18 protein-coding genes and 1 pseudogene are annotated in these 23,530 nt (G+C 73.1%); 8 read left to right on the forward strand and 11 right to left on the reverse strand.

Annotation, left to right across the window (positions count from 1 at the left end; all coding sequences use genetic code 11):
* Positions 1-69 precede the first annotated feature (69 nt).
* From ACIQ1J_RS24990 to ACIQ1J_RS25000, 3 genes are all read left to right on the forward strand, one after another.
* The gene (locus ACIQ1J_RS24990; RefSeq protein ID WP_403560165.1) at positions 70-3,801 is read left to right on the forward strand and encodes an ABC transporter ATP-binding protein; all 3,732 of its coding nucleotides are present in this window, start codon (positions 70-72) and stop codon (positions 3,799-3,801) included.
* 107 nt (positions 3,802-3,908) lie between these two features.
* On the forward strand, positions 3,909-4,301 hold the full coding sequence (locus tag ACIQ1J_RS24995; protein ID WP_403560167.1) for a hypothetical protein: 393 nt from the start codon (positions 3,909-3,911) through the stop codon (positions 4,299-4,301).
* A 94-nt stretch (positions 4,302-4,395) separates the two neighbouring features.
* Positions 4,396-5,820 carry an aminopeptidase gene (locus ACIQ1J_RS25000; protein ID WP_403560169.1) on the forward strand — a complete coding sequence of 475 codons (1,425 nt, stop codon included), beginning with the start codon at positions 4,396-4,398 and terminating at the stop codon, positions 5,818-5,820.
* 49 nt (positions 5,821-5,869) lie between these two features.
* On the opposite strand, the gene ACIQ1J_RS25005 is transcribed toward ACIQ1J_RS25000, so the two are convergent.
* The 3 genes from ACIQ1J_RS25005 to ACIQ1J_RS25015 all read right to left on the reverse strand — a co-directional run bounded on the left by ACIQ1J_RS25005 (position 5,870) and on the right by ACIQ1J_RS25015 (position 9,994).
* A complete protein-coding gene (locus ACIQ1J_RS25005) occupies positions 5,870-6,544 on the reverse strand; it encodes a hypothetical protein (protein ID WP_403560171.1) in 675 nt (224 codons plus the stop codon).
* A gap of 120 nt (positions 6,545-6,664) precedes the next feature.
* Entirely contained in the window at positions 6,665-8,518 is a 1,854-nt protein-coding gene (locus ACIQ1J_RS25010) for a glycoside hydrolase family 3 protein (protein WP_403560173.1), read from the reverse strand.
* A 543-nt stretch (positions 8,519-9,061) separates the two neighbouring features.
* Positions 9,062-9,994, reverse strand: coding sequence for a LysR family transcriptional regulator (locus tag ACIQ1J_RS25015; protein ID WP_403560175.1), 933 nt, complete (start codon positions 9,992-9,994; stop codon positions 9,062-9,064).
* A gap of 119 nt (positions 9,995-10,113) precedes the next feature.
* Here ACIQ1J_RS25015 and ACIQ1J_RS25020 point away from each other — a divergent pair, with 119 nt between their 5' ends.
* Both ACIQ1J_RS25020 and ACIQ1J_RS25025 read left to right on the forward strand, forming a co-directional pair.
* Complete coding sequence (locus ACIQ1J_RS25020) at positions 10,114-11,058, forward strand: EamA family transporter (protein ID WP_403560177.1); 945 nt, start codon at positions 10,114-10,116, stop codon at positions 11,056-11,058.
* A pseudogene (locus ACIQ1J_RS25025) lies at positions 11,055-11,695 on the forward strand (GNAT family N-acetyltransferase). The gene ACIQ1J_RS25020 and the pseudogene ACIQ1J_RS25025 overlap by 4 nt, the downstream one beginning before the upstream one ends.
* Here ACIQ1J_RS25025 and ACIQ1J_RS25030 read toward each other — a convergent pair.
* From ACIQ1J_RS25030 to ACIQ1J_RS25040, 3 genes are read right to left on the reverse strand one after another with little or no spacing between them, the layout of a single operon-like run.
* Complete coding sequence (locus tag ACIQ1J_RS25030) at positions 11,679-12,479, reverse strand: sugar phosphate isomerase/epimerase family protein (RefSeq protein WP_403560179.1); 801 nt, start codon at positions 12,477-12,479, stop codon at positions 11,679-11,681. The pseudogene ACIQ1J_RS25025 and the gene ACIQ1J_RS25030 sit on opposite strands and share 17 nt — an antisense overlap.
* 43 nt (positions 12,480-12,522) lie before the next feature.
* Positions 12,523-12,690 (reverse strand): hypothetical protein, encoded by a 168-nt coding sequence (locus ACIQ1J_RS25035; protein ID WP_403560181.1) that lies wholly within the window; start codon positions 12,688-12,690, stop codon positions 12,523-12,525.
* Positions 12,687-13,733 carry a LacI family DNA-binding transcriptional regulator gene (locus tag ACIQ1J_RS25040; RefSeq protein WP_403560183.1) on the reverse strand — a complete coding sequence of 349 codons (1,047 nt, stop codon included), beginning with the start codon at positions 13,731-13,733 and terminating at the stop codon, positions 12,687-12,689. Before ACIQ1J_RS25040 ends, ACIQ1J_RS25035 begins: the two co-directional genes overlap by 4 nt.
* A 223-nt stretch (positions 13,734-13,956) precedes the next feature.
* On the opposite strand from ACIQ1J_RS25040, the gene ACIQ1J_RS25045 reads away from it, so the two are divergent.
* Genes ACIQ1J_RS25045 through ACIQ1J_RS25055 form a run of 3 tightly spaced genes read left to right on the forward strand, consistent with a single transcriptional unit; the run spans position 13,957 to position 17,110 of the window.
* Entirely contained in the window at positions 13,957-15,108 is a 1,152-nt protein-coding gene (locus tag ACIQ1J_RS25045; protein WP_403560185.1) for a Gfo/Idh/MocA family protein, read from the forward strand.
* The gene (locus tag ACIQ1J_RS25050) at positions 15,105-16,256 is read left to right on the forward strand and encodes a dihydrodipicolinate synthase family protein (RefSeq protein WP_403560187.1); all 1,152 of its coding nucleotides are present in this window, start codon (positions 15,105-15,107) and stop codon (positions 16,254-16,256) included. Before ACIQ1J_RS25045 ends, ACIQ1J_RS25050 begins: the two co-directional genes overlap by 4 nt.
* A gap of 47 nt (positions 16,257-16,303) precedes the next feature.
* Entirely contained in the window at positions 16,304-17,110 is an 807-nt protein-coding gene (locus ACIQ1J_RS25055) for a sugar phosphate isomerase/epimerase family protein (RefSeq protein ID WP_403560238.1), read from the forward strand.
* Between the two features lie 158 nt (positions 17,111-17,268).
* Here the strand turns inward: ACIQ1J_RS25055 and rbsD are convergent, their stop codons facing one another.
* The 5 genes from rbsD to ACIQ1J_RS25080 all read right to left on the reverse strand — a co-directional run bounded on the left by rbsD (position 17,269) and on the right by ACIQ1J_RS25080 (position 23,187).
* Positions 17,269-17,658 (reverse strand): D-ribose pyranase, encoded by a 390-nt coding sequence (rbsD, locus tag ACIQ1J_RS25060; protein WP_403560189.1) that lies wholly within the window; start codon positions 17,656-17,658, stop codon positions 17,269-17,271.
* Positions 17,655-18,557, reverse strand: coding sequence for a ribokinase (locus ACIQ1J_RS25065; RefSeq protein WP_403560191.1), 903 nt, complete (start codon positions 18,555-18,557; stop codon positions 17,655-17,657). The genes rbsD and ACIQ1J_RS25065 overlap by 4 nt, the downstream gene beginning before the upstream one ends.
* A gap of 109 nt (positions 18,558-18,666) precedes the next feature.
* Positions 18,667-20,619, reverse strand: coding sequence for a substrate-binding domain-containing protein (locus tag ACIQ1J_RS25070; RefSeq protein ID WP_403560193.1), 1,953 nt, complete (start codon positions 20,617-20,619; stop codon positions 18,667-18,669).
* Entirely contained in the window at positions 20,609-22,144 is a 1,536-nt protein-coding gene (locus ACIQ1J_RS25075; protein ID WP_403560195.1) for a sugar ABC transporter ATP-binding protein, read from the reverse strand. The genes ACIQ1J_RS25070 and ACIQ1J_RS25075 overlap by 11 nt, the downstream gene beginning before the upstream one ends.
* Positions 22,141-23,187 (reverse strand): LacI family DNA-binding transcriptional regulator, encoded by a 1,047-nt coding sequence (locus ACIQ1J_RS25080; protein WP_403560197.1) that lies wholly within the window; start codon positions 23,185-23,187, stop codon positions 22,141-22,143. The genes ACIQ1J_RS25075 and ACIQ1J_RS25080 overlap by 4 nt, the downstream gene beginning before the upstream one ends.
* Positions 23,188-23,530 lie beyond the last annotated feature (343 nt).

The raw sequence follows: 23,530 nt of genomic DNA on the forward strand, positions 1-23,530 counted from the left end.
TCCCCGCTCGCCCGTGTTGGTGCCTTCCGGTAGATCAGGTGAGCAGGACGACCGACCGGAGGGCACGGCGTGGACGCGCAACGGGGATGGGCACGACGACTGGCGGGCTACGCCTGGCGCTATCCCAAGGACGTCGTCCTCGCCCTCGGCGCCTCGCTGGGCGGCATGGCCGTCATGGCCCTGGTCCCGCTGATCACCAAGGTGATCATCGACGACGTGATCGGCGACAAGACCAAAGACATGGCCGTCTGGGCAGGTCTGCTGATCGGCGCCGCCGCCGTCGTCTACGTCCTCACCTACATCCGCCGCTACTACGGCGGCCGGCTCGCCCTCGACGTCCAGCACGACCTGCGCACCGACATGTACGGGACGATCACCCGGCTCGACGGGCGCCGGCAGGACGAGCTGTCCACGGGGCAGGTCGTAGGGCGGGCGACCAGTGACCTCCAGCTGATCCAGAGCCTGCTGTTCATGCTCCCGATGACCATCGGGAACGTCCTGCTCTTCCTGATCTCCCTGGTGATCATGGCGTGGCTCTCCCCGCCGCTCACGCTGGTCGCACTCGCCGTCGCCCCCGCGCTGTGGTTCATCGCCCGCCGCAGCCGCACCCGTCTGCACCCCGCCACCTGGTACGCCCAGGCCCAGGCCGCCGCCGTCGCCGGCGTGGTCGACGGGTCGGTGAGCGGTGTACGCGTGGTGAAGGGCTTCGGCCAGGAGGACCAGGAGACCGGGAAGCTCAGGGAGGTCGGGCGCAGGCTCTTCGCCGGGCGGCTGCGGACGGTCCGGCTGAACGCCACCTACACCCCCGCCCTCCAGGCCGTCCCCGCCCTCGGCCAGGTCGCCATGCTCGCCCTCGGCGGCTGGCTCGCCGTACGCGGCAACATCACCCTCGGCACCTTCGTCGCCTTCTCCACCTACCTCGCCCAGCTCGTCGGCCCGGTCCGGATGCTCGCGATGGTCCTCACCGTCGGCCAGCAGGCCCGCGCCGGCACCGAGCGCGTGCTTGAGCTGATCGACACCGAACCCGCGATCAAGGACGGCACGAGGGAGCTGCCCGCGGACGCGCCCGCGACCGTCGAGTTCGACGACGTCGCCTTCGGCTACGCCTCGGAGTCCGGGAAGAGCAGGCCCGTCCTCGACGGTCTCTCCTTCGAGATCCGCGCGGGCGAGACCCTCGCCGTGGTCGGTTCCTCCGGCTCCGGGAAGTCCACGGTCTCCCTGCTCCTGCCGCGCTTCTACGACGTGACGCGCGGCGCCGTCCTCATCGGCGGCCACGACGTGCGCGAGCTGACCCTCGACTCGCTGCGGGCCGCCATCGGGCTCGTACCCGAGGACTCCTTCCTCTTCTCGGACACCGTGCGCGCCAACATCGCGTACGGCCGCCCGGACGCCACCGGCGAGGAGATCGAGACCGCCGCGCGGGCCGCGCAGGCGCACGGGTTCATCTCGGAGCTGCCCGACGGCTACGACACCACAGTCGGCGAGCACGGTCTGACTCTCTCCGGCGGCCAGCGCCAGCGGGTGGCCCTCGCCCGCGCGATCCTCACCGACCCCCGGCTGCTGGTCCTCGACGACGCCACGTCCGCCGTGGACGCCCGCGTCGAGCACGAGATCCACGAGGCGCTGAAGGAGGTCATGCGGGGCCGCACCACGCTCCTCATCGCGCACCGCCGTTCCACCCTCGGCCTCGCCGACCGCATCGCCGTCCTGGACCGCGGCCGCCTCGCCGACCTCGGCACCCACGAGGAGCTCCAGGAGCGTTCGGCCCTCTACCGGCGCCTGCTGACCGACCCCGACGAGCTGGGCGGGGTGTCACCGGGACACGCCCGTCCCGCCGCACCCGCCGAGGACACCTCCGTACGGGACGAGCTGGACGCCGAGTTCGATGCCGAGCGCGGGGTCACGCCACGGCTGTGGACCGGCGACCGCGCGCCGAAGGACGCCGCCCTCGCCGGCACCCCGGCCACCCCGGAGCTGCTCGCCCAGGTCGACGCGCTGCCCCCGGCCGACGGGACCCCGGACGTGGACGAGGCGCGGGCCGTGGAGCCGGAGGAGTCGTACGGCCTGCGCCGCCTGCTGCGGGGCTTCCGCGCGCCGCTGCTGATCAGCCTCGCCCTGGTCGCCGCGGACGCCGGCATGGGCCTGCTGCTGCCGGTGCTGATCCGGCACGGCATCGACGACGGCGTCACGCAGGCCGCCCTCGGCGCGGTCTGGGCGGCCGCCCTGCTGGGCCTGCTGGCGGTGCTCGCCCAGTGGACGGCGCAGACCGGTGAGATCCGCATGACCGGCCGGACGGGGGAGCGGATCCTGTACTCGCTCCGGCTGAAGATCTTCGCGCAGCTCCAGCGCCTCGGCCTCGACTACTACGAGCGCGAGCTGACCGGCCGGATCATGACGCGGATGACGACGGACGTGGACGCGCTGTCGACGTTCCTGCAGACGGGGCTCGTCACCGCCTTCGTCTCGGTCGTCACCTTCTTCGGCATCCTGGTCGCCCTGCTGGTGATCGACGTGCAGCTCGCGCTGGTCGTCTTCGCGACGCTGCCGCCGCTGATCATCGCCACCTACTTCTTCCGCAGGGCCAGCGTGAAGGCGTACGAGCTGGCCCGGGAGCGGGTCTCCTCGGTCAACGCCGACCTCCAGGAGTCGGTGGCCGGGCTGCGGATCGTGCAGGCCTTCCGGCGTGAGCACGACGGCGGGCGGCGGTTCGCCGAGCGCAGCGACAGCTACCGGCAGGCCCGCATCCGGGGGCAGTGGCTCATCTCGATCTACTTCCCGTTCGTGCAGCTGCTGGCCTCCGGCGCGGCCGCGGCCGTGCTGATCGTCGGTGGCGGGCGGATCGACGAGGCGACGCTGACGACCGGCGCGCTGGTGGCGTACCTGCTCTACATCGACCTGTTCTTCGCGCCCGTCCAGCAGCTCTCCCAGGTCTTCGACGGCTACCAGCAGGCGTCCGTCTCCCTCGGCCGCATCCAGGAGCTGCTGCGGGAGCCGACCTCGACCAAGGCCCCCGAGAAGCCGCTCGACGTGGCGTCCCTGCGCGGGGAGATCGCCTTCGAGGACGTGCACTTCAAGTACGGGGACGACGAAGAGGCCCTCACCGGCATCGACCTGCGCATCCCCGCCGGGCAGACCGTCGCCTTCGTCGGTGAGACCGGCGCGGGCAAGTCGACGCTGGTCAAGCTGGTGGCCCGGTTCTACGACCCGACGGGCGGGCGGGTGACCGTCGACGGGCAGGACCTGCGCGCCCTCGACCTCACCGCCTACCGGCACCGGCTGGGCGTGGTCCCGCAGGAGGCGTACCTCTTCCCGGGAACCGTCCGGGACGCCATCGCCTACGGCCGCCCGGACGCCTCCGACGCCCAGGTGGAGGCGGCGGCGCGGGCGGTCGGCGCCCACGAGATGATCGCCACGCTGGAGGGCGGTTACCTCCACGAGGTCGCCGAGCGGGGCCGCAACCTCTCCGCCGGTCAGCGGCAGCTGATCGCGCTGGCCCGCGCCGAGCTGGTCGACCCCGACGTACTGCTCCTCGACGAGGCGACGGCGGCCCTGGACCTGGCCACCGAGGCACAGGTCAACCAGGCCACCGACCGCGTCGCGGGCCGGCGTACGACGCTGGTCGTCGCGCACCGGCTGACCACGGCCGCCCGCGCGGACCGCGTCGTCGTCATGGACGACGGGCGGGTCGCCGAGGACGGTACGCACGACGAGCTGCTGGCGCTCGACGGACGGTACGCGCGACTGTGGCGGAGCTTCGTCGGGGCCGCCGAACCGGAGGAGCCGGTCGGCGCGCTGCGGTGACACTCGCGCAACCATTCGACACACGTGGTGCGTCCGTACAGCCGTACGTCCGTACAGCCGTACGCCGGTGCCGCCGTACGGCGGAGGCGGAGAGGGAGGGGACCGCTGTGGGCAAGGGTGGTGCTGGAACACGCCGGCGGCTGGCGCTCGGCACGGCCGTGCTGACGGCGGCCGGGCTGCTCGCCGTCGCGGTGCCGCAGGACGCGCAGGCCGCCGCGGCGTGCCCGGGCCGCAAGGTCCGTACGCTGCCGTTCTCCACCGGGTCCGTCCTGGTCTACAAACGCGGCGGCTACGTCTGTGCCGTCACCGTCCCCGAGAAGCCCGGCACCAAGCGGCAGATGTCGGTCAGCGTGCAGGCGCGCGGCGGCCGGCCGGTCGTGGACTCCGGGCGGTACGCCTACCGGGCGGGGCCGGTGACCGTGCACGCCGGGAAGCGCTGCGTGTGGGTGAAGGGCAAGGTGTCCCGGGGCTCGGTCAGCTCCGGCTGGATCCTCTGCTGAGCCGGCTCCCGGCAGCCAATCCTCGATCTCCCCTGGTGCGCGGGTGACTTGCTCCGATAGCTTCCGGCGCACATATGTTTCACAGGGAGGGTGCATGCGCAAGGCGCTCAGATGGCTGCTGGCGTTCGTGGTGCTCATAGGCACCGTCAGCACGGCGGGCGCGGCCACCGCCGCCGAGCCGAAGGCCGTCGACATCAAGGACCGGCTGCTGTCCATACCGGGCATGAGCCTGATCGAGGAGAAGCCGTACACCGGCTACCGCTTCTTCGTCCTCAACTACACCCAGCCGGTAGACCACCGGCGCCCGTCCAAGGGCACGTTCCAGCAGCGGATCACCGTGCTGCACAAGGACACGGCCCGCCCGACGGTCTTCTACACCGGTGGCTACAGCGTCTCCACGAACCCGAGCCGCCGCGAGCCGACCCAGATCGTCGACGGCAACCAGGTCTCCATGGAGTACCGCTACTTCACCCCGTCCCGGCCCGAGCCGGCCGACTGGGACAAGCTGGACATCTGGCAGGCGGCCGGCGACCAGCACCGCATCTTCAAGGCGCTCAAGCCGCTCTACCCCGAGAACTGGCTCTCCACCGGCGGCTCCAAGGGCGGCATGACCGCCACCTACTACGAGCGCTTCTACCCGCGCGACATGGACGGCGTCGTCGCCTACGTCGCCCCCAACGACGTGGTGAACCGCGAGGACAAGGCCTACGACCGCTTCTTCGCCCGCGTCGGCACCGAGGAGTGCCGCGACCGGCTGAACGGCGTGCAGCGCGAGGCGCTGGTGCGCCGGGCACCGCTCAAGGAGAAGTACGAGGCGTACGCCGCCGAGAACGGCTACACCTTCGACACCATCGGCAGCCTGGACCGCGCGTACGAGGCAGTCGTCCTCGACTACGTGTGGGGCTTCTGGCAGTACAGCACCCTGAAGGACTGCGCCGACATCCCGGCCGACGCGAAGAACGCGACGGACGACGAGATCTGGAACTCCGTCGACACGATCTCCGGCTTCTCCTTCTACACGGACCAGGGCCTCGCCCCGTACACGCCGTACTACTACCAGGCGGGCACGCAGCTGGGCGCGCCGACGATCCACTTCCCGCACATCGAGAAGAAGTACATCCGCTACGGCTACCAGCCGCCGCGCAACTTCGTGCCCCGGTCGATTCCGATGAGGTCCGAGCCGTGGGTGATGCGGGACGTCGACCGCTGGGTGCGGCACAACGCCGACCAGATGCTGTTCGTGTACGGCGAGAACGACCCGTGGGGCGCCGAGCCCTTCCGTCTCGGGCGCGGCGCGCACGACTCCTACGTCCTCACCGCGCCCGGCATGAACCACGGCGCCAACGTCGCCGGCCTGGTGCCCGAGGAGAAGGCCCTCGCCACGGCCCGCATCCTCGACTGGGCGGGCGTCGCCTCCGCCGACGTCCGGGAGAACCCGTCGGCGGCCGAGCCGCTGGCGACGTTCGACGCCAAGCTGGACAAGCGGGACGTGCAGCGCGAACCGGCGCTGCGCCCCTAGGACGGTGACCGCGCCCGGCCGCCGCTGAGACGCTCCGCTGTACGGACGCTCACAGCGGCCGGGCGCAGCCCACCGGCCGTTCGCCGCCGAGGCGGACGTAGAGGCCGGTCGAGGCCGGGCAGTCCGTCCGGACGGCGACCGCCTCGACCACCTCGAACTGCGGTTTCCTCTTGCCCTTTCCGTCGCACGCGGTCTCGCGGACCTTGCCGTCCCCGGCGTCGTAGACGCAGTCGCCGACGATGGTGCGCGGGCCGCCCCCACCGCCCGGATCGCCGGGGTGCGGCGGCTGGAGCCCTCGCATACAGGCGTAGCCCCGCGACACGGCCCCGTCGCCGTCCTCGTCGGCCGAGGGGCGCCGCTCGCTGATGTGCAGGACGAAGTCGGTGGTGGCGGGGCACAAGGGCCCGCCGCCCGCACGGCCGTCCTCCCGGGCCACGACCCGCGCCGCCGCCCGCTCGCTGTCGCACGGCACCTCGGTGAACGAGACCGTCCCGAACGAGCTGCACTCGTCGATCGCGAGGAACACCGCCCCGTACCCGGAGGGTCGTACGACGGCCGGTGCCGAGCCCGGAACGGTCCCCCCGCCGGGCCGCCCGTCCCCGCCCGCGTCCTTGCCGCCGCTCTCCGCGCCCGTCAGGCCCGACGGGCTCTGGCAGCCCGTCAGCAGCACGGCGCCCAGCGCCGACAGGGCGCATAGCGCCCCCGCAGCCCATCTCTCACGCATCGCCAACCCCCCGGAATCCCCGGTCCAGCGTGACCCGCCGCAGCGGGCGCACGCCAGACGCGCGGGGTGCTTTGCGCGGGGCGGCCGGGGGGCGCCCCCCGGCGCGTGGCGTAGGCCGCGCTACGCCTGCGACCGGTAGGACAGCCCGTGCCCCAGGGGGTACAGCACCTTGGCCGGATCGTCCGCCCGCACCACCGGCACCGGCAGCCTGCCGCGCGGCCGTACCCGCCCCGCGATCACCCGGGCCGCCGCCCGTACCTCGACGTCGGTCCAGGAGTACGCGGCGAGGCAGGCGCGGACGTCCGGGAGGCGGGCCACGTCGTACGGGTTGCGGATGGCGACCGCGACTACCGGCCTGCCCGTCTCCAGCAGCCGTGCGACCAGCGTGCGCTGGCTACTGGCCGCGGTGACGTTGTACGTGGCGACCACGACCGCGTCGGCGTCCCCGGCCGCCGCGGCCGCGCGGTCGATGACGGCGGCGGAGGGCGCGGTGCCCGTGGACAGGGCGGTGGCCGCGAAGCCCAGCTCCGTCAGCTCACCCGCGAGAACACCGGTGGGCGGCCCGGTGGTGCCCGAGGGGGAGGCGGGGTCGGCGCCCACGACGAGCACCCTCGGGTGCTCCCTGCGCGACAGGGGCAGCAGCCGCCCCTCGTTGACGAGCAGTGTGGTGGTCCGCTCGGCGATCCGGTCGGCCGCGGCCAGGTGCCCCCGGGTGCCGACGGTGCGGTCGACGTCCCGCCGACTGGTGTAGGCGTCCCGGAACAGTCCCAGCTTCGCCTTCAGCCGCAGCACCCGCAGGATCGATTCGTCGAGCCGTGCCTCGGTGAGTTCACCGTCGCGTACGGCCGTCAGTACCGCGTTCCAGGCGAGGTCCAGGTGCGGCGGATTGAGCAGCTGGTCGACGCCGGCCTTCAGCGCCAGCACCGGCACCCGTTCGTCGCCGTACTTGGTCCGTACGCCCTCCATGCCGAGGGAGTCGGTGACCACGACCCCGTCGTAGCCCAGCTCCTCGCGCAGGATGCCGGTGAGGATGGGGCGGGAGAGGGTGGCCGGGTCGCCGGAGTCGTCGAGCGCCGGCACCACGAGGTGGGCGGTCATGATCGCGTCGATGCCGGCCTCGATCGCCGCGCGGAAGGGCGGGGCGTCCAGCTCCGCCCACTGCTCGCGGCTGTGCGTGATCACCGGGAGGCCGGTGTGGCTGTCGGTGGCGGTGTCGCCGTGCCCGGGGAAGTGCTTGGCGCAGGCGGCGACGCCGGAACGCTGGTACCCCGTCACCTCGGCGGCCACCAGTTCCGCCACCGCCTGTGGATCGGCGCCGAAGGACCGTACGCCGATCACGGGGTTGGCGGGGTTGACGTTCACGTCGGCGACGGGGGAGTAGTCCTGGCGGATGCCCATCGCGTGCAGTTCGGCGCCCGCGACCCGGCCGAGGGTACGGGCGTCGGAGCGCGATCCGCCGGCGCCGATGGCCATCGCGCCCGGGAAGAGGGTCGCCGGCTCGCCCACGCGGGCCACTATTCCGTGCTCCTGGTCGGTGGAGACGAGCACCGGGAGGCCGCGCGGCAGCTCCAGGGACGCCTTCTGGATGCCGTTGGACAGGTCGGCGATCTGGTGCGGGTCGCGGGTGTTGTGCGCCCAGGCGAAGTAGATGACGCCGCCGACCCGGTACTTGGCGACCAGTTCGGCCGCGGTGCGGACGCCGATCTCCTTGAGGTTGGCGTCGATGTCGGCCTGGTCGGGGTGGGTGGCGGAGTGGCCGTACACCCGCATGACGAAGAGCTGGCCGACCTTCTCCTCCAGCGTCATGCGGGAGATGAGCGCCCGGAGCCTGTCGTCGTCGGGCCGGCCCGCATCGGCGTACGCGGTGCCGCCGCCGGCCGCCAGGGTCGCGGTGACGACCGCGGTCGCGGTGAGGACGGTACGTCTGGAGGGGTGTGCGGTGCTTCCCGTGCCGGCCGTGCTGCTGTGGTGCACGTGCGCTCCTTCCGGAGTGATCCGCTGGGGAATCGCTGGAGAGGTGCTGAAGGAAACTGCCAAGGAGTCACCAATATCCGGGAAGTTTCTGCCAGTCAAGGGAGCGCACAGGAGTCACCCGAAGCCGCGGAGGGCGAGCCGGAGGGGGCCGCCGTCGGCGCCGGGGAGGGGCGCGCCGACGGCGGCGCGCTGCCGTGTCGCGGTACGGCGGAAAGGGTGGTCAGCGATCGCAGCCAGCAGCGAGGCCGACACCGCACCGCGCGGACTCGTCCGGCAGCGTGCGGATTGGACGGCCCGGGCCGGGGAGGGGTTCCCGGCCGGGCCGCTTTTCCCAAGTCGGTACTCACGGGGCCGGTGGGGCGAGGGGCCGCCCGGCAACGGGCGGGACGAGCCGGGCCGGAGCGCGGAGACACGGGTGGGCGAGTGGCCGCCCGCGCCCGCGCCGTCCGGCGGTCTCACCGGTCCGGGTGGGCGAGGGGGTCGCCCGCGTCCGCGCCGTCCGGCGGTCTCACCGGTCCGGGTGGGCGAGGGGGCCGGCGCCGGTCAGTCGGCTCGTGCGGGCGAGGCGGTGCGGGCGGAGGCTTCCGGCCAGTGGGTGCGTAGCGTGCGTACCGTCTCCGCGATGGCCGGGCGGCGAGCCGCGCCCGTGCGCCACAGTGCGTACAGCCGCCGTACGGGCGTCGGGACGAGCGGCACCTCCACCACCCCGGCGGGCAGCGGGCCGCGCCCCAGCCGGGGGATCAGGGCGATGCCCAGCCCGGCCGCGACCAGCGCGACGAGGGTCGGGTTCTCGTCGGCCTGGTGGACGATGTCCGGCTCGTGCCCCGCGCCCCGCAGGGTCCGCAGCAGCCAGTCGTGGCAGACCCGACCGGGCGGCTGGCAGATCCACCGCTCCCCGCCCAGCTCCTCCCGCCGCACGCCCGCCCGCCCCGCGAACCGGTGACCCTCGGGCACGAGCAGATCGCACAGGTCCTCCCCGACGGACGCCTGCTCCACCCCGGCCGGGGCGGGCAGCGGCGCGATGTCCCAGTCGTGCGCCACGACCAGGTCGACGGCGCCCTTCGCCACCAGGTCGACGGACAGGTGCGGGTCCACCTCGGTGAGCCGGGCGTCGAGCGCGGGATGCCGCGCCGCCAGGTCGGCGAGCACGGCCGGCATCAGACCACGCGCCGCCGACGCGAACGCGGCTACCGTCAGCCGCCCCGCCGGCACCCCGCGCCGTTCCTCCAGCCGGGTCTCCGCCCGCTCCACGACGGCCAGCAACTCGACTGCGGTGGCCGCCAGTTGCCAGGCCTCGTCGGTGAGCCGCACCCCGCGCCCCTCCCGCTCCAGGAGCACCGTCCTGGTCTCCCGCTCCAGCTTGGCGATCTGCTGGGACACGGCGGACGGTGTGAAGCCGAGCGCGGCGGCGGCCGCGCCGACGGTGCCGTGCACGGACACGGCGTGCAGGGCACGCAGACGCTGAAGATCGAGCACGAGGCGGCCCCCTGATGCGAATCGTTGATGTCCCTGATACGAACAGTTAGCAGTGCTTCATCCAACCATGCAGAAATCATCGCTGGTGCTTCACGGTGGATGGGCGTGATTCTCGACGCATGCGACCTTCCCACCTGCTTCTCGCCGTGCTCGTCGCCGCCGTCTGGGGCGTGAACTTCACGGTCGTCGAGATCGGCCTCGACCACTTCCCGCCGCTGCTCTTCTCCGCCCTGCGCTTCCTCGCGGCGGCACTGCCCGCCGTCTTCCTCGTGGGCCGGCCGAAGGTGGCCTGGAAGTGGATCGTGGCCGTGGGACTGGTGCTGGGGGTCGCGAAGTTCGGACTGGTCTTCGTGGGCATGGACACGGGCATGCCGGCCGGCCTGTCCTCCCTGGTCCTGCAGATCCAGGCGGTGTTCACGGCGGTGATCGCGGCGGCGGTACTGGGCGAACGCCCCACCGGAGTGAAGGTGCTGGGCATGGTGGTGGCGCTGGCCGGCATAGGCGTGGCGGCCCTCGACGAGGGCGCCTCCGGACCGCTGGGCGCTTTTGCCCTGGTCGTCGGGGCGGCGGCCGCCTGGGGCCTGTCCAACGTCCTGACCCGCAAGGCCTCCCCGCCCGACGCGCTGAACTTCATGGTGTGGGTGTCCACCGTCCCGGTGCTCCCCCTGCTGGCCCTCTCCCTCGCGACGGAGGGCCCGTCCCGGGACCTCGCGGCCCTGCGCGGGCTCGACTGGCAGGGCGCCGGCGCGATCCTCTTCGTCGCCTGGGTCTCGACCGTCTTCGGCTTCGGTGCCTGGGGCTGGCTCCTGCACCGTCACCCCGCCTCCACGGTCGCGCCGTTCTCCCTCCTGGTGCCCGTCTTCGGCATGTCGTCGGCGGCGCTCTTCCTCGGGGAGTCGGTGACCCCGCTGCGGTGGTGCGCGGCGGCGCTGCTGGTGGGCGGGGTGGCGCTGACGACGCTCGCGCCCACCCGGCGCGGCCGGGACAGGCTGCCGGACGCTGTCGCGGCCCGCCCGGAACCCGTTGGACGGCCGCCCGCGAGGACGGAAGAATCCGTCCGGTGACATCCACCCTGAAGGGCCCGGCCCTCGAAGGCACGCTGGTACGCCTGGAACCGCCGGGCCCGCACCACGCGGCGGACCTGGCCGTGGCCGCCGAGGAGGACCGCGGCACCTACGCGTTCACGTGGGTGCCCGGAGCCGACGAGGTCGGCGCCTGCATCGACGCCCAGTTGGGCAGGGCGGCCACGGGCGGCTGGCGCCCTACGCGCAGGTCTCCCTCGCCACCGGCCGGGCGGTCGGCGCCACTTCCTACTGGGAGCTCCGATCCTGGCTGACGGACGACGCCCTCGACGTGATCGAGGTCGGTTTCACCTGGCTGGCCCGGTCGGCACAGGGAACGGGCGTCAACGCCGAGGCCGAGCTGCTGCTGTTCCGCCACGCCTTCGGGGTCTGGCAGGTGCCCCGGGTCGACCTGAAGACCGACGCCCGCAACGCTCGGTCCCGCGCCGCGATCGAGGCGGCCGGCGCCCGCTTCGAGGGCGTGCTGCGCAACTGGTCCCGCTCCTGGGCCCCTGGTGAGGAGGGCCGGCTGCGCGACTCCGCGATCTACTCGGTCACGGCGGCTCAGTGGCCGGAGTGCCGCGAGCGGCTGGAGCGCCGGGTGCGGCCCGCGCAGCCCGCGTTCACGCCGCGTCGCTGAGCAGCCGGGCGAGGTGCTCGCGCCCCGCGACCAGCAGCTCCGGCAACGGCGCGGCCGACTCGTACCACCGCTTCTCGTACTCCCAGCACAGCCAGCCGTCCCAGCCGTGGCGGGACAGGACGTCCACCACCTCGGTGAGCGGCAGCACGCCGGCGCCGAGCGGCAGCGGGGTGGTGTCCTCGGCGGAGGCGATGTCCTTGACCTGGACGTAGCCGAGGTGCGGGGCGAGGGCGAGGTAGCTCTCCGAGGGCTGCTCGCCGCCCAGCCAGGTGTGCATCACGTCCCACAGGGCGCCGACCTGGCGGTGCCCGACCAGGCCGAGGACGCGCATCGCGTCGGCGCCGGTGCGGTGCGAGTCGTGGGTCTCCAGGAGGATTCGCACGTCCACTTCGGTGGCGTACTCGGCGGCCGTGCCCAGCCGGCGGGCCGCCGTCGCGTCGGCCTCCTCGGGGCTCTGGCCGGCGCCGCCGCCGGGGAAGACCCGGACGTACGGGGCGCCCAGGTCGCGGGCCAGGTCGAGCAGGGAGCGGATCTCGGCGATCACGGCGCCGTCGTCGCCCGGCGCGGCGACCCGCGGGTACCCCGCGAGGCCCAGCAGTTCCACGCCCGCCTCCTTGAACCCGGCCGCCACCGCGGCCCGTTCGCCGGGGGCCAGGCCGGGGTGCACCGGTTCCTCCGGGTGGGCACGCAACTCGACACCGTGGTAGCCGTGCGTGGTCGCGAGCCCCAGCACGTCGGTCAGGGGCAGGCCGGGGACACCGAGGGTGGAGAACGCCAGCTTCATGACCACGGAGCGTACCCGTACCCGCCTTCCGCACTCCTGCCCGTCAGTCGGGTGTCGCCGCCCGGCCGCGCACTCCGACGCCCGGCGGGCCGACCCGGCCGGTCCGGCGCTCGAGGACGAGGCCGTCCAGGCCGAAGCGGGGGTGTGGGGGCGGCAGCCCCCGCCGGGCCCACACCGACGCGGGGCGCGGAGGAACCGACGGCACGCTCACTTTCGCGGCCCTCCGCAGGACCCCCGCACCATCAACTCCCCCCGCACCGTGGCGATCCCCCCGGGCGGCGCCTCCTCCCGCCCCATCGCGATGCGCCCCGCCCGTGCCCCCGCTTCCGCGAGCGGCAGCCGGACCGTCGTCAGGGCGGGTACCGCGTCGATGCTGAAGGGCAGGTCGTCGAAGCCGGCCACGGACACGTCGTCCGGGATGCGCAGACCCGAGTCGCGCAGTGCCGCGCACGCACCCAGCGCGACGGAGTCGTTCGCGGCGACGACGGCCGTCAGCGAGGGGTCCCTGCGCAGGAGTTCGAGCGTGGCCTCGTAGCCGGACTGCCGGTCGTAGCGGCCGTGGACCGCCCAGCGGGGGTCCTCCTCGATGCCGTGCGCGGCGAGCGCGGCGCGGTGGCCCTCCAGCCGGTGCCGGGTCGTGGTGCGCTCCTCGGGGCCCGCGATGTAGCCGAGCCGCCGGTGCCCGAGCCCGATCAGGTGGTCGGTCAGCTCCCGGCCGCCCCCGCGGTTGTCGAAGGTCAGCGCGATCGCCCCGGTGTCCGGCGCCGGCGGCCGCCCGCACAGCACCACCCGCGTGCCCGCCTCCGCCAGCTTGCGCAGCTTCGCCGCCACGGCCGCCTGGTGCGCCGCGTCCTCCATCGCCCCGCCGGTCAGCACGACGGCCGCCGCCCGCTGCCGTTGCAGCAGGGTGAGGTAGGTCAGCTCGCGCTCCGGGGAGCCGCCGGTGTTGCAGACCACGGCGAGTCTCTCGCCGCCCGCTCTGCCGCCCGGTCCGCCGATCTCGGACTGGATCGCACCGGCCACGATGCCGAAGAAGGGGTCGGCGATGTCGTTGACCAGGATGCCCACCAGGTCGGACGTGGCCGCCGCCAGCGCGCTCGCGGGACCGTTGAGCACGTAGTCCAGGTCGTCGACCGCCTTCAGCACCCGTTCCCGGGTGGAGGCGGCCACGGGATAGTTCCCGTTCAGCACGCGCGACACCGTCGCGGGGGAGACCTGGGCGCGGGCCGCCACGTCCGCCAGTGTCACCGTCATGTCCTCGTCCTCCGCATCGCGCCTGTGCCGTACTCCGACTCAGCCGTCGCCACCGTCTCAGGCGACCTTACGGGCCGCGGCCCGCCGCTGTTCGTCCCCTCGAACAACTCGCCCGGATCCCGGTCTTGTCCAGACCACCGTCCACAGGCTAGCTTCGTACCGTATAGAAAGCGCTTGCTGTACCGCACTACCTCCACCTCACCGCCCGTACGAAGGGAACGACGTGACACGCAAGACGGTGCGAATCGCCATGAACGGTGTGACCGGGCGCATGGGCTACCGCCAGCACCTCGTCCGCTCCATCCTGGCCCTCCGCGAACAGGGCGGCCTCGACCTCGGCGACGGCACCGTGCTGTGGCCGGAACCGATTCTGGTCGGCCGCCGCGAGCACGCCCTGCGGACGCTGGCCGAACGGCACGGCCTGGAGCACGTCTCCACGGACGTGGACGCGGTCCTCGCCGACCCCACCGTGGACATCTACTTCGACGCCCAGGTGACCTCGGCCCGCGAGGACGCGATCAGGAAGGCGATCGCCGCGGGCAAGCACGTCTACACCGAGAAGCCCACCGCCACCGGCCTGGACGGCGCCCTGGAACTCGCCCGCCTGGCCAACGCCGCCGGCATCAAGCACGGCGTCGTCCAGGACAAGCTCTTCCTCCCCGGCCTGCTCAAGCTCAAGCGCCTCATCGACGGCGGCTTCTTCGGCCGCATCCTGTCCGTGCGCGGCGAGTTCGGCTACTGGGTCTTCGAGGGCGACTGGCAGGACGCCCAGCGTCCCTCCTGGAACTACCGCGCCGAGGACGGCGGCGGCATCGTCGTCGACATGTTCCCGCACTGGGAGTACGTCCTGCACGAGCTGTTCGGCCGCGTGAGGTCCGTCCAGGCCCTCACCGCCACCCACATCCCGCAGCGCTGGGACGAGAACGGCAAGCCCTACGACGCCACCGCCGACGACGCCGCGTACGGCGTCTTCGAGCTCGACGGCGGCACGATCGCCCAGATCAACTCCTCCTGGACCGTGCGCGTCAACCGCGACGAACTCGTCGAGTTCCAGGTCGACGGCACCGAGGGCTCCGCCGTCGCGGGCCTGCGCGACTGCCGCGTCCAGCACCGCTCCGCCACCCCCAAGCCGGTCTGGAACCCGGACATCCCCGCCACCGAGGCCTTCCGCGGCCAGTGGCAGGAGGTCCCGGACAACGGCGACTTCGACAACGGCTTCAAGGCCCAGTGGGAACTGTTCCTGCGCCACGTCTACGCCGACGCCCCCTACCACTGGGACCTGCTGGCCGGCGCCCGCGGCGTGCAGCTCGCCGAACTGGGCCTGAAGTCCTCGGCCGAGGGCCGCCGCCTGGACGTACCGGAGATCGCGCTGTGACCCTCCACCTGCCGGACGCGGGCGGCACCCTGCGCGCCTACGAGCCCCGCACCGAGCCCCTCGCCGTCTCGGGGGGAAGCGCTTTCACCTCGCGTACGGTCTTCTCCGCCGCGCACGTCGTCGCCGACCCGTACGCGGACACCACACCCGACGGGCCCGCCGCCGTCGACTGGGACGCCACCCTCGCCTTCCGCCGCCACCTGTGGTCCCACGGACTCGGCGTCGCCGAGGCCATGGACACCGCCCAGCGCGGCATGGGCCTGGACTGGGCCGGCGCGGCCGAACTCATCCGCAGGTCCGCCGCCGAGGCGAAGGCGACCGGCGGCCGCATCGCCTGCGGCGTCGGCACCGACCAGATCACGGGCGGCACCCTCGCCGAGGTCCGGGCGGCCTACGAGGAACAGCTCGCCGTCGTCGAGGAGTCGGGCGCCCAGGCCATCCTGATGGCCTCCCGCGCCCTGGCCGCGTCGGCGCGGAGCCCCGAGGACTACCTGGAGGTCTACGGCCACCTGCTCCGCCAGGCCGCCGAACCGGTGATCCTGCACTGGCTCGGCCCGATGTTCGACCCGGCCCTGGAGGGCTACTGGGGTTCGTCCGACCTCGACACGGCCACCGGCACCTTCCTGGACGTCATCGCCGCCCACCCCGACAAGGTCGACGGCATCAAGGTCTCCCTGCTGGACGCCCAGCGCGAGGTCGACCTGCGCCGCCGCCTCCCGCAGGGCGTGCGCTGCTACACCGGCGACGACTTCAACTACCCCGAGCTGATCGCCGGCGACGAGCAGGGCTTCAGCCACGCGCTGCTCGGCATCTTCGACCCGCTGGGCCCGCTGGCGGCCGAGGCGGTCCGCGTCCTGGACACGGGGAACACGGAAGGCTTCCGCGCCCTCCTCGACCCCACCGTGGAACTCTCCCGGCACCTCTTCCAGACCCCCACCCGCTACTACAAGACGGGCGTGGTGCTCCTGGCCTGGCTGGCCGGTCACCAGAGCCACTTCACGATGGTCGGCGGCCTCCAGTCGGCCCGCTCCCTGCCGCACCTCGCCCGCGCCTACGAACTCGCGGACGGCCTCGGCCTGTTCCCGGACCCGAAGCGCGCGGAGGAACGCATGCGCACCCTGCTGAACCTGTACGGAGTGGACCAGTGAGCGACCTCGGCCCCGATCACGACCTGACGCGTTTCAGCATCAACCAGATGACGGTCAAGCAGCTGCCGCTGCCCGAACTGACCGCCGCCTGCCGTGAACTCGGCGTCGGCAACGTCGGCCTGTGGCGCGAACCCGTCCAGGCGTACGGCGTCGAGGCGGCGGCCAAGCTGGTCCGCGACGCGGGCCTGACCGTCACCACCCTGTGCCGCGGCGGCTTCCTCACGGCGACCGGCGCGGACGAACGCGCGAAGGCCCTGGCCGACAACCGCCGTGCCGTCGACGAGGCCGCCACCCTCGGCACCGACACCCTCGTCCTGGTCTCGGGCGGGCTCCCGGCCGGCGACAAGGACCTGCGCGCCGCCCGGGAACGCATCGCCGACGCCCTGTCCGAGCTGGCCCCCTACGCCGAGCGGCACGGCGTACGGCTCGCCATCGAGCCCCTGCACCCCATGTACGCCTCCGACCGCTGCGTGGTCTCCACCCTCACCCAGGCCCTGGACCTCGCCGAACGCTTCCCGGCGCACCAGGTCGGCGTCACCGTCGACACGTACCACATCTGGTGGGACGACCGGGCGCCCGAGCAGATCGCCCGGGCCGGGGCGGGCGGACGCATCCACACCTTCCAGCTCGCCGACTGGACCACTCCGCTGCCCGAGGGCGTCCTCAACGGCCGCGGCCAGATCGGGGACGGCGCGATCGACATGCGGGAGTGGAAGGGGTACGTGGAGGCGGCCGGGTACACCGGTGCCATCGAGGTCGAGCTGTTCAACGAGGAGCTGTGGGCGCGGGACGGGCGGGAGGTGCTCGCCGAGACGGCGGCACGGTTCGCCGCGCACGCGGGGGCCGGAAAATAAAACCCGGCGGCCCGTGCAACCGTTTCGGGGGTCCGCGGGTCGTACTTGGCATCAGAACCCCATTGGGGGGACCCGGGGGGGACCACGGGGTTCTGAAGGGGAGGGAAACCCGAGGGGGCACGGTCGTCGACCGGGCCCCCTCGAAGCTGTCCCGGTCGTCAGAAGAAGACCCCGCACCGCAGCAGCACGTTCGCGTAGGGGCGGGCCTCCCCGGTGCGCACCACCAGCCGTGCCCCCGCCGAGAGTTCCTTCAACCGCTCGTGCGGGACGAGGGCGAGGGCGGGGAAGTGCCCGTCGAGAAGCGCGGCGGCCTCCGCATTGGCCTCCCGGACCTCCGTCGCCGCCGTGGCGCCCTCGACCACCAGCTCGTCGAGCAGTCCGTCCACCACCTCCGCGAAGGACGGCACTCCGGCGCGGAAGGCCAGGTCGACGACGCGTTGACCGGCCGGGACCGGCAGGCCGGCGTCGCACACCAGGACGCCGTCGCCGTGGCCGAGTTCGGCGAGGGCGCCGGCGAGGTGGCGATTGAGTATGCCGGCCCGCTTCACAGGGCCTCCGCCTCCGCCGCCGTCGGGTACGACGCCTGCGCGCCCGCCCTCGTGACGGCCGCCGCGCCGACCCGGGCCGCGTACGCCGCCGCCTCGGCGAGCGACTCACCCGTGCCGAGCCGCCAGGCCAGCGCCGCGGTGAACGCGTCGCCCGCGCCCGTCGTGTCCACGGCGTCCACCCTCACCGACGGAACCCGGGAGACGCCCGTGCCCGACGCCACCAGCGCGCCCTCGGCGCCCAGGGTCACGACCACCGAACGCGGCCCCTTGGCCAGCAGGATGCGGGCCCAGTCCTCCGGGCGCTCGCTCACGCAGGCGTCGCCGAGGATCACCTTCGCCTCGTGCTCGTTGACGATCAGCGGGTCGCAGGCCGCCAGCACCTCCCGGGGCAGCGGGCGCGGCGGTGACGGGTTCAGCACGAAGCGGCTGTCCGGCGCCAGACACCGGACCACCTCGACGACCGTCTCCAGAGGGATCTCCAACTGCGTGGAGACGACCCGGGACGCGTGGAAGAGGCTCGCGGCGGCCCGGACGTCCCCCGGTGCCAGACGGCCGTTCGCGCCCGGCGACACCACGATGCTGTTGTCCCCGGACGGGTCGACGGTGATCAGCGCTACGCCGGTCGGCGCCCCGCCCACCAGCACGCCGACCGTGTCGACGCCGGCCGCCCGCTGCGAGTCCAGCAGCAGCCTGCCGTAGTCGTCGTCGCCGACCCGGGCCAGCAGCGCCGTACGGGCGCCGAGCCGGGCGGCGGCGACCGCCTGGTTCGCGCCCTTGCCGCCCGGGTGGACGGCCAGGTCGGTGCCGAGCACCGTCTCGCCGGCACCCGGCCGCCGCTCGACGCCGATCACGAGGTCGGCGTTGGCCGACCCCACGACCAGGAGGTCGTAGTCGTACATGAATCGCTCCCCGAGCCGAATGAATCCGTGTGAATCCGTGTGAATCCGCGTGCGGCCGGCGGGCGGGAGGTCGTCGTGACCGCCCGCCCGTGCACCGCCGCGCGCCCTGTCAGCCCTCGAAGCCGGCCACGTTTTCCTTGGTGACCACCTTCACCGGCACCTTCACCATCTTCTCCACCTTCTTGCCGTCGGCGGCGCGCAGCGCGTTCTCGACCGCGATCCTGCCCAGTTCCCTCGGCTGCTGCGCGACGGAGGCGAACAACGTGCCCTCCCGCACCGCCTTCAGCCCGTCCGGGGTGCCGTCGAACCCGACCACCTGCACGGACTTCCCGGCCTTGGAACCCAGCGCCTTGATCGCGCCGAGCGCCATCTCGTCGTTCTCCGCGAAGACGCCGTCGATGCCGGGGTGCGCCTGGAGCAGGTTGGTCATCACGTCCAGGCCCTTGGTGCGGTCGAAGTCCGCGGGCTGCTTGGCGACGACCTCGATACCCGGGTACTCCTTCAGACCGGCCGCGAAGCCCGCCCCGCGCTCCCGGCTGGCGGAGGTGCCGGCCTGGCCCTGGAGGACGACGATCGTGCCCTCGCCGCCGAGCTTCTCGGCGAGCGCCTTGGCGCCCAGCTCACCGCCCTCGACGTTGTCGGAGGCGACCAGCGCGGCGGTCTTCGCGTCGTTGACGCCGCGGTCCACGGCGATGACGGGGATGCCGTCCTTGTTCGCCGAGCGTACCGAGGGGCTCGCGGCGTCGGAGTCCACCGGGTTGACGATGATGGAGGACAGGCCCTCGCTGGTGAAGTTCTGCAGCTGGTTGGCCTGCTGGGAGGCGTCGTTCTGCGCGTCGGTGACCGTGAGGTCCACGCCCAGCTTCTTCGCCTGTTCCTCCGCTCCGTCCCTGATCTGCACGAAGAACGGGTTGTTGAGCGTGGACAGCGACAGACCGACCTTCTGCGTCCGGCCGGCCGAGGAGTCGTTGTGCAGCAGCGAGGTCGCACCGACGACGGCCACGGCCACGACCGCCGCGATCACGTACGTCAGTGCCTGCTTGCCCCTGCCGCCCCCGCCGGCCCCGGCCGCGGGCGTGGTCGCCCCGGCCTTGCGCCGCAGGGTGTCCAGCAGCACCGCCAGCGCGATGACGACACCGATGACGACCTGCTGCCAGAACGCGGAGACGGACAGCAGGTTGAGGCCGTTGCGCAGCACCGCGAGGATCAGCGCGCCGATCAGCGTGCCCGACGCCTTGCCGGTGCCGCCCGCGAGCGAGGCACCGCCGATGACGACGGCGGCGATGGCGTCCAGTTCGTAGCCCTGCGCGGCCTGCGGCTGCGCGGAGGAGAGCCGGGAGGCGAGCACGATGCCCGCGGCGGCGGCGAACAGCCCGGAGAAGGCGTAGATGGCGAGCTTCTGCCGCTTCACCCGCAGGCCGGACAGCCGCGCGGCCTCCTCGTTGCCGCCGATGGCGTACATGGAGCGGCCGATGTAGGTACGCCCGAGGACGAACGCCGTGATCAGCCCCATCACGACCATCACGAGCACCGGCACCGGCAGCCACCCGCCGAGCGTGTCACCGAGGTGGGAGACGGAGTCCGGGAAGGCGATCGGCGAGCCCTGCGAGATGACGAGCGACAGACCGCGCCCCACCGACAGCATGGCGAGCGTCGCGATGAACGGCGGCAGCTTCCCGTACGAGATGAGGAAGCCGTTCACCAGGCCGCACGCGATGCCCGTCGCGACGGACAGCAGCACCGCGAGTACGACCGGCATCCCGGCCTCGGTCGCGCTCCACGCCAGCACGGTGGCCGACAGCGCGGCGACCGAGCCGACCGACAGGTCGATGCCCGCGGAGACGATGACGAAGGTGACGCCGAAGGCGAGGATCGCGGTGACGGCGGCCTGGACGCCGACGTTCAGCAGGTTGTCGGCGGTCAGGAAGTCCCCGGACAGCGCCGACATGGCGACGACGAGGACGATCAGCGCGGTCAGCGCGCCGTTGTCGAGCAGCAGGCGGCGCAGACCGCCCGTGGCGCCCTGCGCGCCCGGCTTGCTCTTGAGCGTGTCAGCGGCCACGGGAGGCCTCCGTTCCGGTTCCGTCGGTGTGGGGGGTGCTGACGGCGAGCGCCATCACGGCGTCCTGGGTGGCCTGCTCGGTGGGGAGTTCACCGGCGACCCGCCCCTGGGCCATGACGACCACCCGGTCGCTCATGCCGAGCACCTCGGGCAGGTCGCTGGAGATCATCAGCACGGCGGCGCCGCCGGCGGTGAGTTCGTTGATCAGCTGGTAGATCTCGACCTTGGCGCCGACGTCGATGCCGCGCGTCGGCTCGTCGAGGATGAGCACCTTGGTGTGGGCCAGCAGCCACTTGCCGATGACGACCTTCTGCTGGTTGCCGCCGGACAGGGTCCGCACGTGCTGCCCGAGTCCGGCCATCCGCACACCGAGCTGTCCGGCGATCCGCTCGGCCGCCGCGTGCTGCGCCTTGAGGTCGACGAGCCCCGCGCGTGCGGACGACTTCAGCGTCACCAGCCCGAGGTTCTCCTCGACGGAGGCGTCGAGCACGAGCCCCTGCCCCTTGCGGTCCTCGGGCACGAGCCCGATCCCGGCGGCCATGGCGGCGTTGACGTCGTGCCGCCGCAGGGGCGCACCCGCGACGTGCACGGTCCCCGCGTCGTACGGATCGGCGCCGAAGACGGCCCGGACGACCTCGGTCCGCCCGGCACCGACGAGACCCGCGATGCCGACGACCTCGCCGGCGCGCACCTCGAAGCCGACGTCGTGGAAGACGCCGTCCCGTGTCAGTCCCTCCACCTTGAGCAACGCCTCACCGGCGGCGGCGCGTTCGCGGGGGTACTGCTGCTCGATCGACCGCCCGACCATGAGGCGTACCAGCTCGTCCTCGGGCGTGGCGGCGGGCACCTGCCCGACACTGCGTCCGTCCCGGATGACGGTGACCCGGTCGCCGAGGGCGGCGATCTCCTCCAGGTGGTGGGTGATGAAGACGATCCCGACGCCGTCCTCGCGCAGCCGCCGCACGATGGCGAACAGCTTGTCGACCTCCTCGGAGGTCAGCACGGCGGTCGGCTCGTCCATGATGAGCACGCGCGCGTCCAGGCTGAGCGCCTTGGCGATCTCGACCATCTGGAGGCGGGCGATGCCGAGTTCCCGCACCCGGGCCCGCGGCGACACGTTCACGCCGACCCGCTTCAGCAGCACTTCGGCGTCCGCGTCCATCTTCTTCCGGTCGATCATCCCCAGGCGGCGCGGCTGGCGCCCCAGGAAGATGTTCTCGGCGACCGTCAGATCGGGGACGAGGTTGAACTCCTGGTAGATGGTGGCGATCCCGAGGCGCTCGGAGTCCTGCGCACCGTGGATGCGCACCTCCTCGCCACCGGCCAGGATCCGCCCGGCGTCGGGCGTGTAGGCGCCGGAGAGCATCTTGATGAGCGTGCTCTTGCCCGCGCCGTTCTCACCGAGGAGCACGTGCACCTCGCCCGGGCGCAGGTCGAAGTCGACGCTGTCGAGCGCGACCACGCCGGGGAAGGTCTTGCGGATGCCCTCGATGCGCAGCAACTCGTCCGGACTGCGGCTGCTCACGGCGTACTCCTTCGTACGGGGGACGGGGACGGGGTTTCCCGGGGGGCCGCCTCACCGCAGGAGCGGCGGACGACCAGCCGCGCCGGGAGGGTGACGGACTCGCCGGGCCGGCCCCCGATGCGGTCGACCAGCGCGCGCACGGCGGCCCGCCCGAGGTCGCCCGTGGGCTGGGCGATCGCGGTGACGGGCGGATCGGTGTGCACGAACCAGCGGATGTCGTCGAACGCGGCGAGGGCGATGTCCTCGGGGACCCGCAGCCCGCGCGCGCGTACGGCGTCCAGCGCGCCGAGCGCCATCAGGTTGTCGGCGGCGAAGACGACCTCGGGCGGCTCGGGCAGGTCGAGGAACCCCTCGGTGACCCGGCGCCCGCTGTCGGCCTGGAAGTCACCCTGGCCGATGTAGGCGTCGGGCAGGGGGAGCCCGTACGCGCCGAGCGCCTCGCGGAAGGCGTCGACGCGCTCGCGTCCGGTCGTGGTCGCGGCGGGCCCGGCGATGATGGCGAGCCGCCGGTGCCCGAGGCCGTACAGATGCGCCACGAGGTCCCGTACGGCGTCCCGCCCGTCCGACCGGACGACGGGCACGTCCACGCCCGGGATCCACCGGTCGACGAAGACCATCGGCGTGCCGGCCCGCGCGGCGTCCAGCATCCGCGGGGAGCCGCCGTCGGTGGGGGAGACGAGCAGCCCGTCGATACGCCGGTCCAGCAGCGTCGTGACGTGGTGGTCCTGGAGATCGGGCCGCTCGTCGGCGTTGCCGATGATGACGCTGTAGCCGAGCGCGCGGGCCTCCTCCTCGACGGACCGGGCCAGTTCGGTGAAGTACGGGTTCATGACGTCGCTGATGACCAGGCCGAGGGTGCGGGTCTGGTCGGTGCGCAGCGACCGGGCGACGGCGTTCGGGCGGTAGCCCAGCGTCTCGACGGCGGCCAGCACACGTTCGCGTGCGGCGGGGCTGACCGACGGGTGGCCGTTGAGCGCGCGGGAGACCGTCGCGACGGAGACGCCCGCCTCGGCGGCGACGTCCTTGATGCCGATACTCGCCATCGCCGTTCCACCTCCTCGTGGAATCGATTACACGGAGGATTGGAATCGATTACGCGAACGGATGGCAAGAGGGTGGGCGAGGGCCGCAACCCAATCGTGACCCGAGAGCTCCCGCCCCGGGTCGGGCACGCGGCGGCTTGCCGCGGGTCGGGCGCGCGGCGGCCCGCCCTGGGTCGGGCGCGCGGCGGCCCGCCCCGGGTCAGGCTCGCGGCGGCCCGCCCTGGGTCGGGCGCGTGGCGGCTTGTCCTGGGTCGGGCGCGTGGCGGCTTGTCCTGGGTCGGGCGCGTGGCGGCTTGTCCTGGGTCGGGCGCGTGGCGGCTTGTCCTGGGTCGGGCGCGTGGCG

This window comes from Streptomyces sp. NPDC097107, from assembly GCF_044762405.1.
Lineage (GTDB): Bacteria > Actinomycetota > Actinomycetes > Streptomycetales > Streptomycetaceae > Streptomyces > Streptomyces thinghirensis.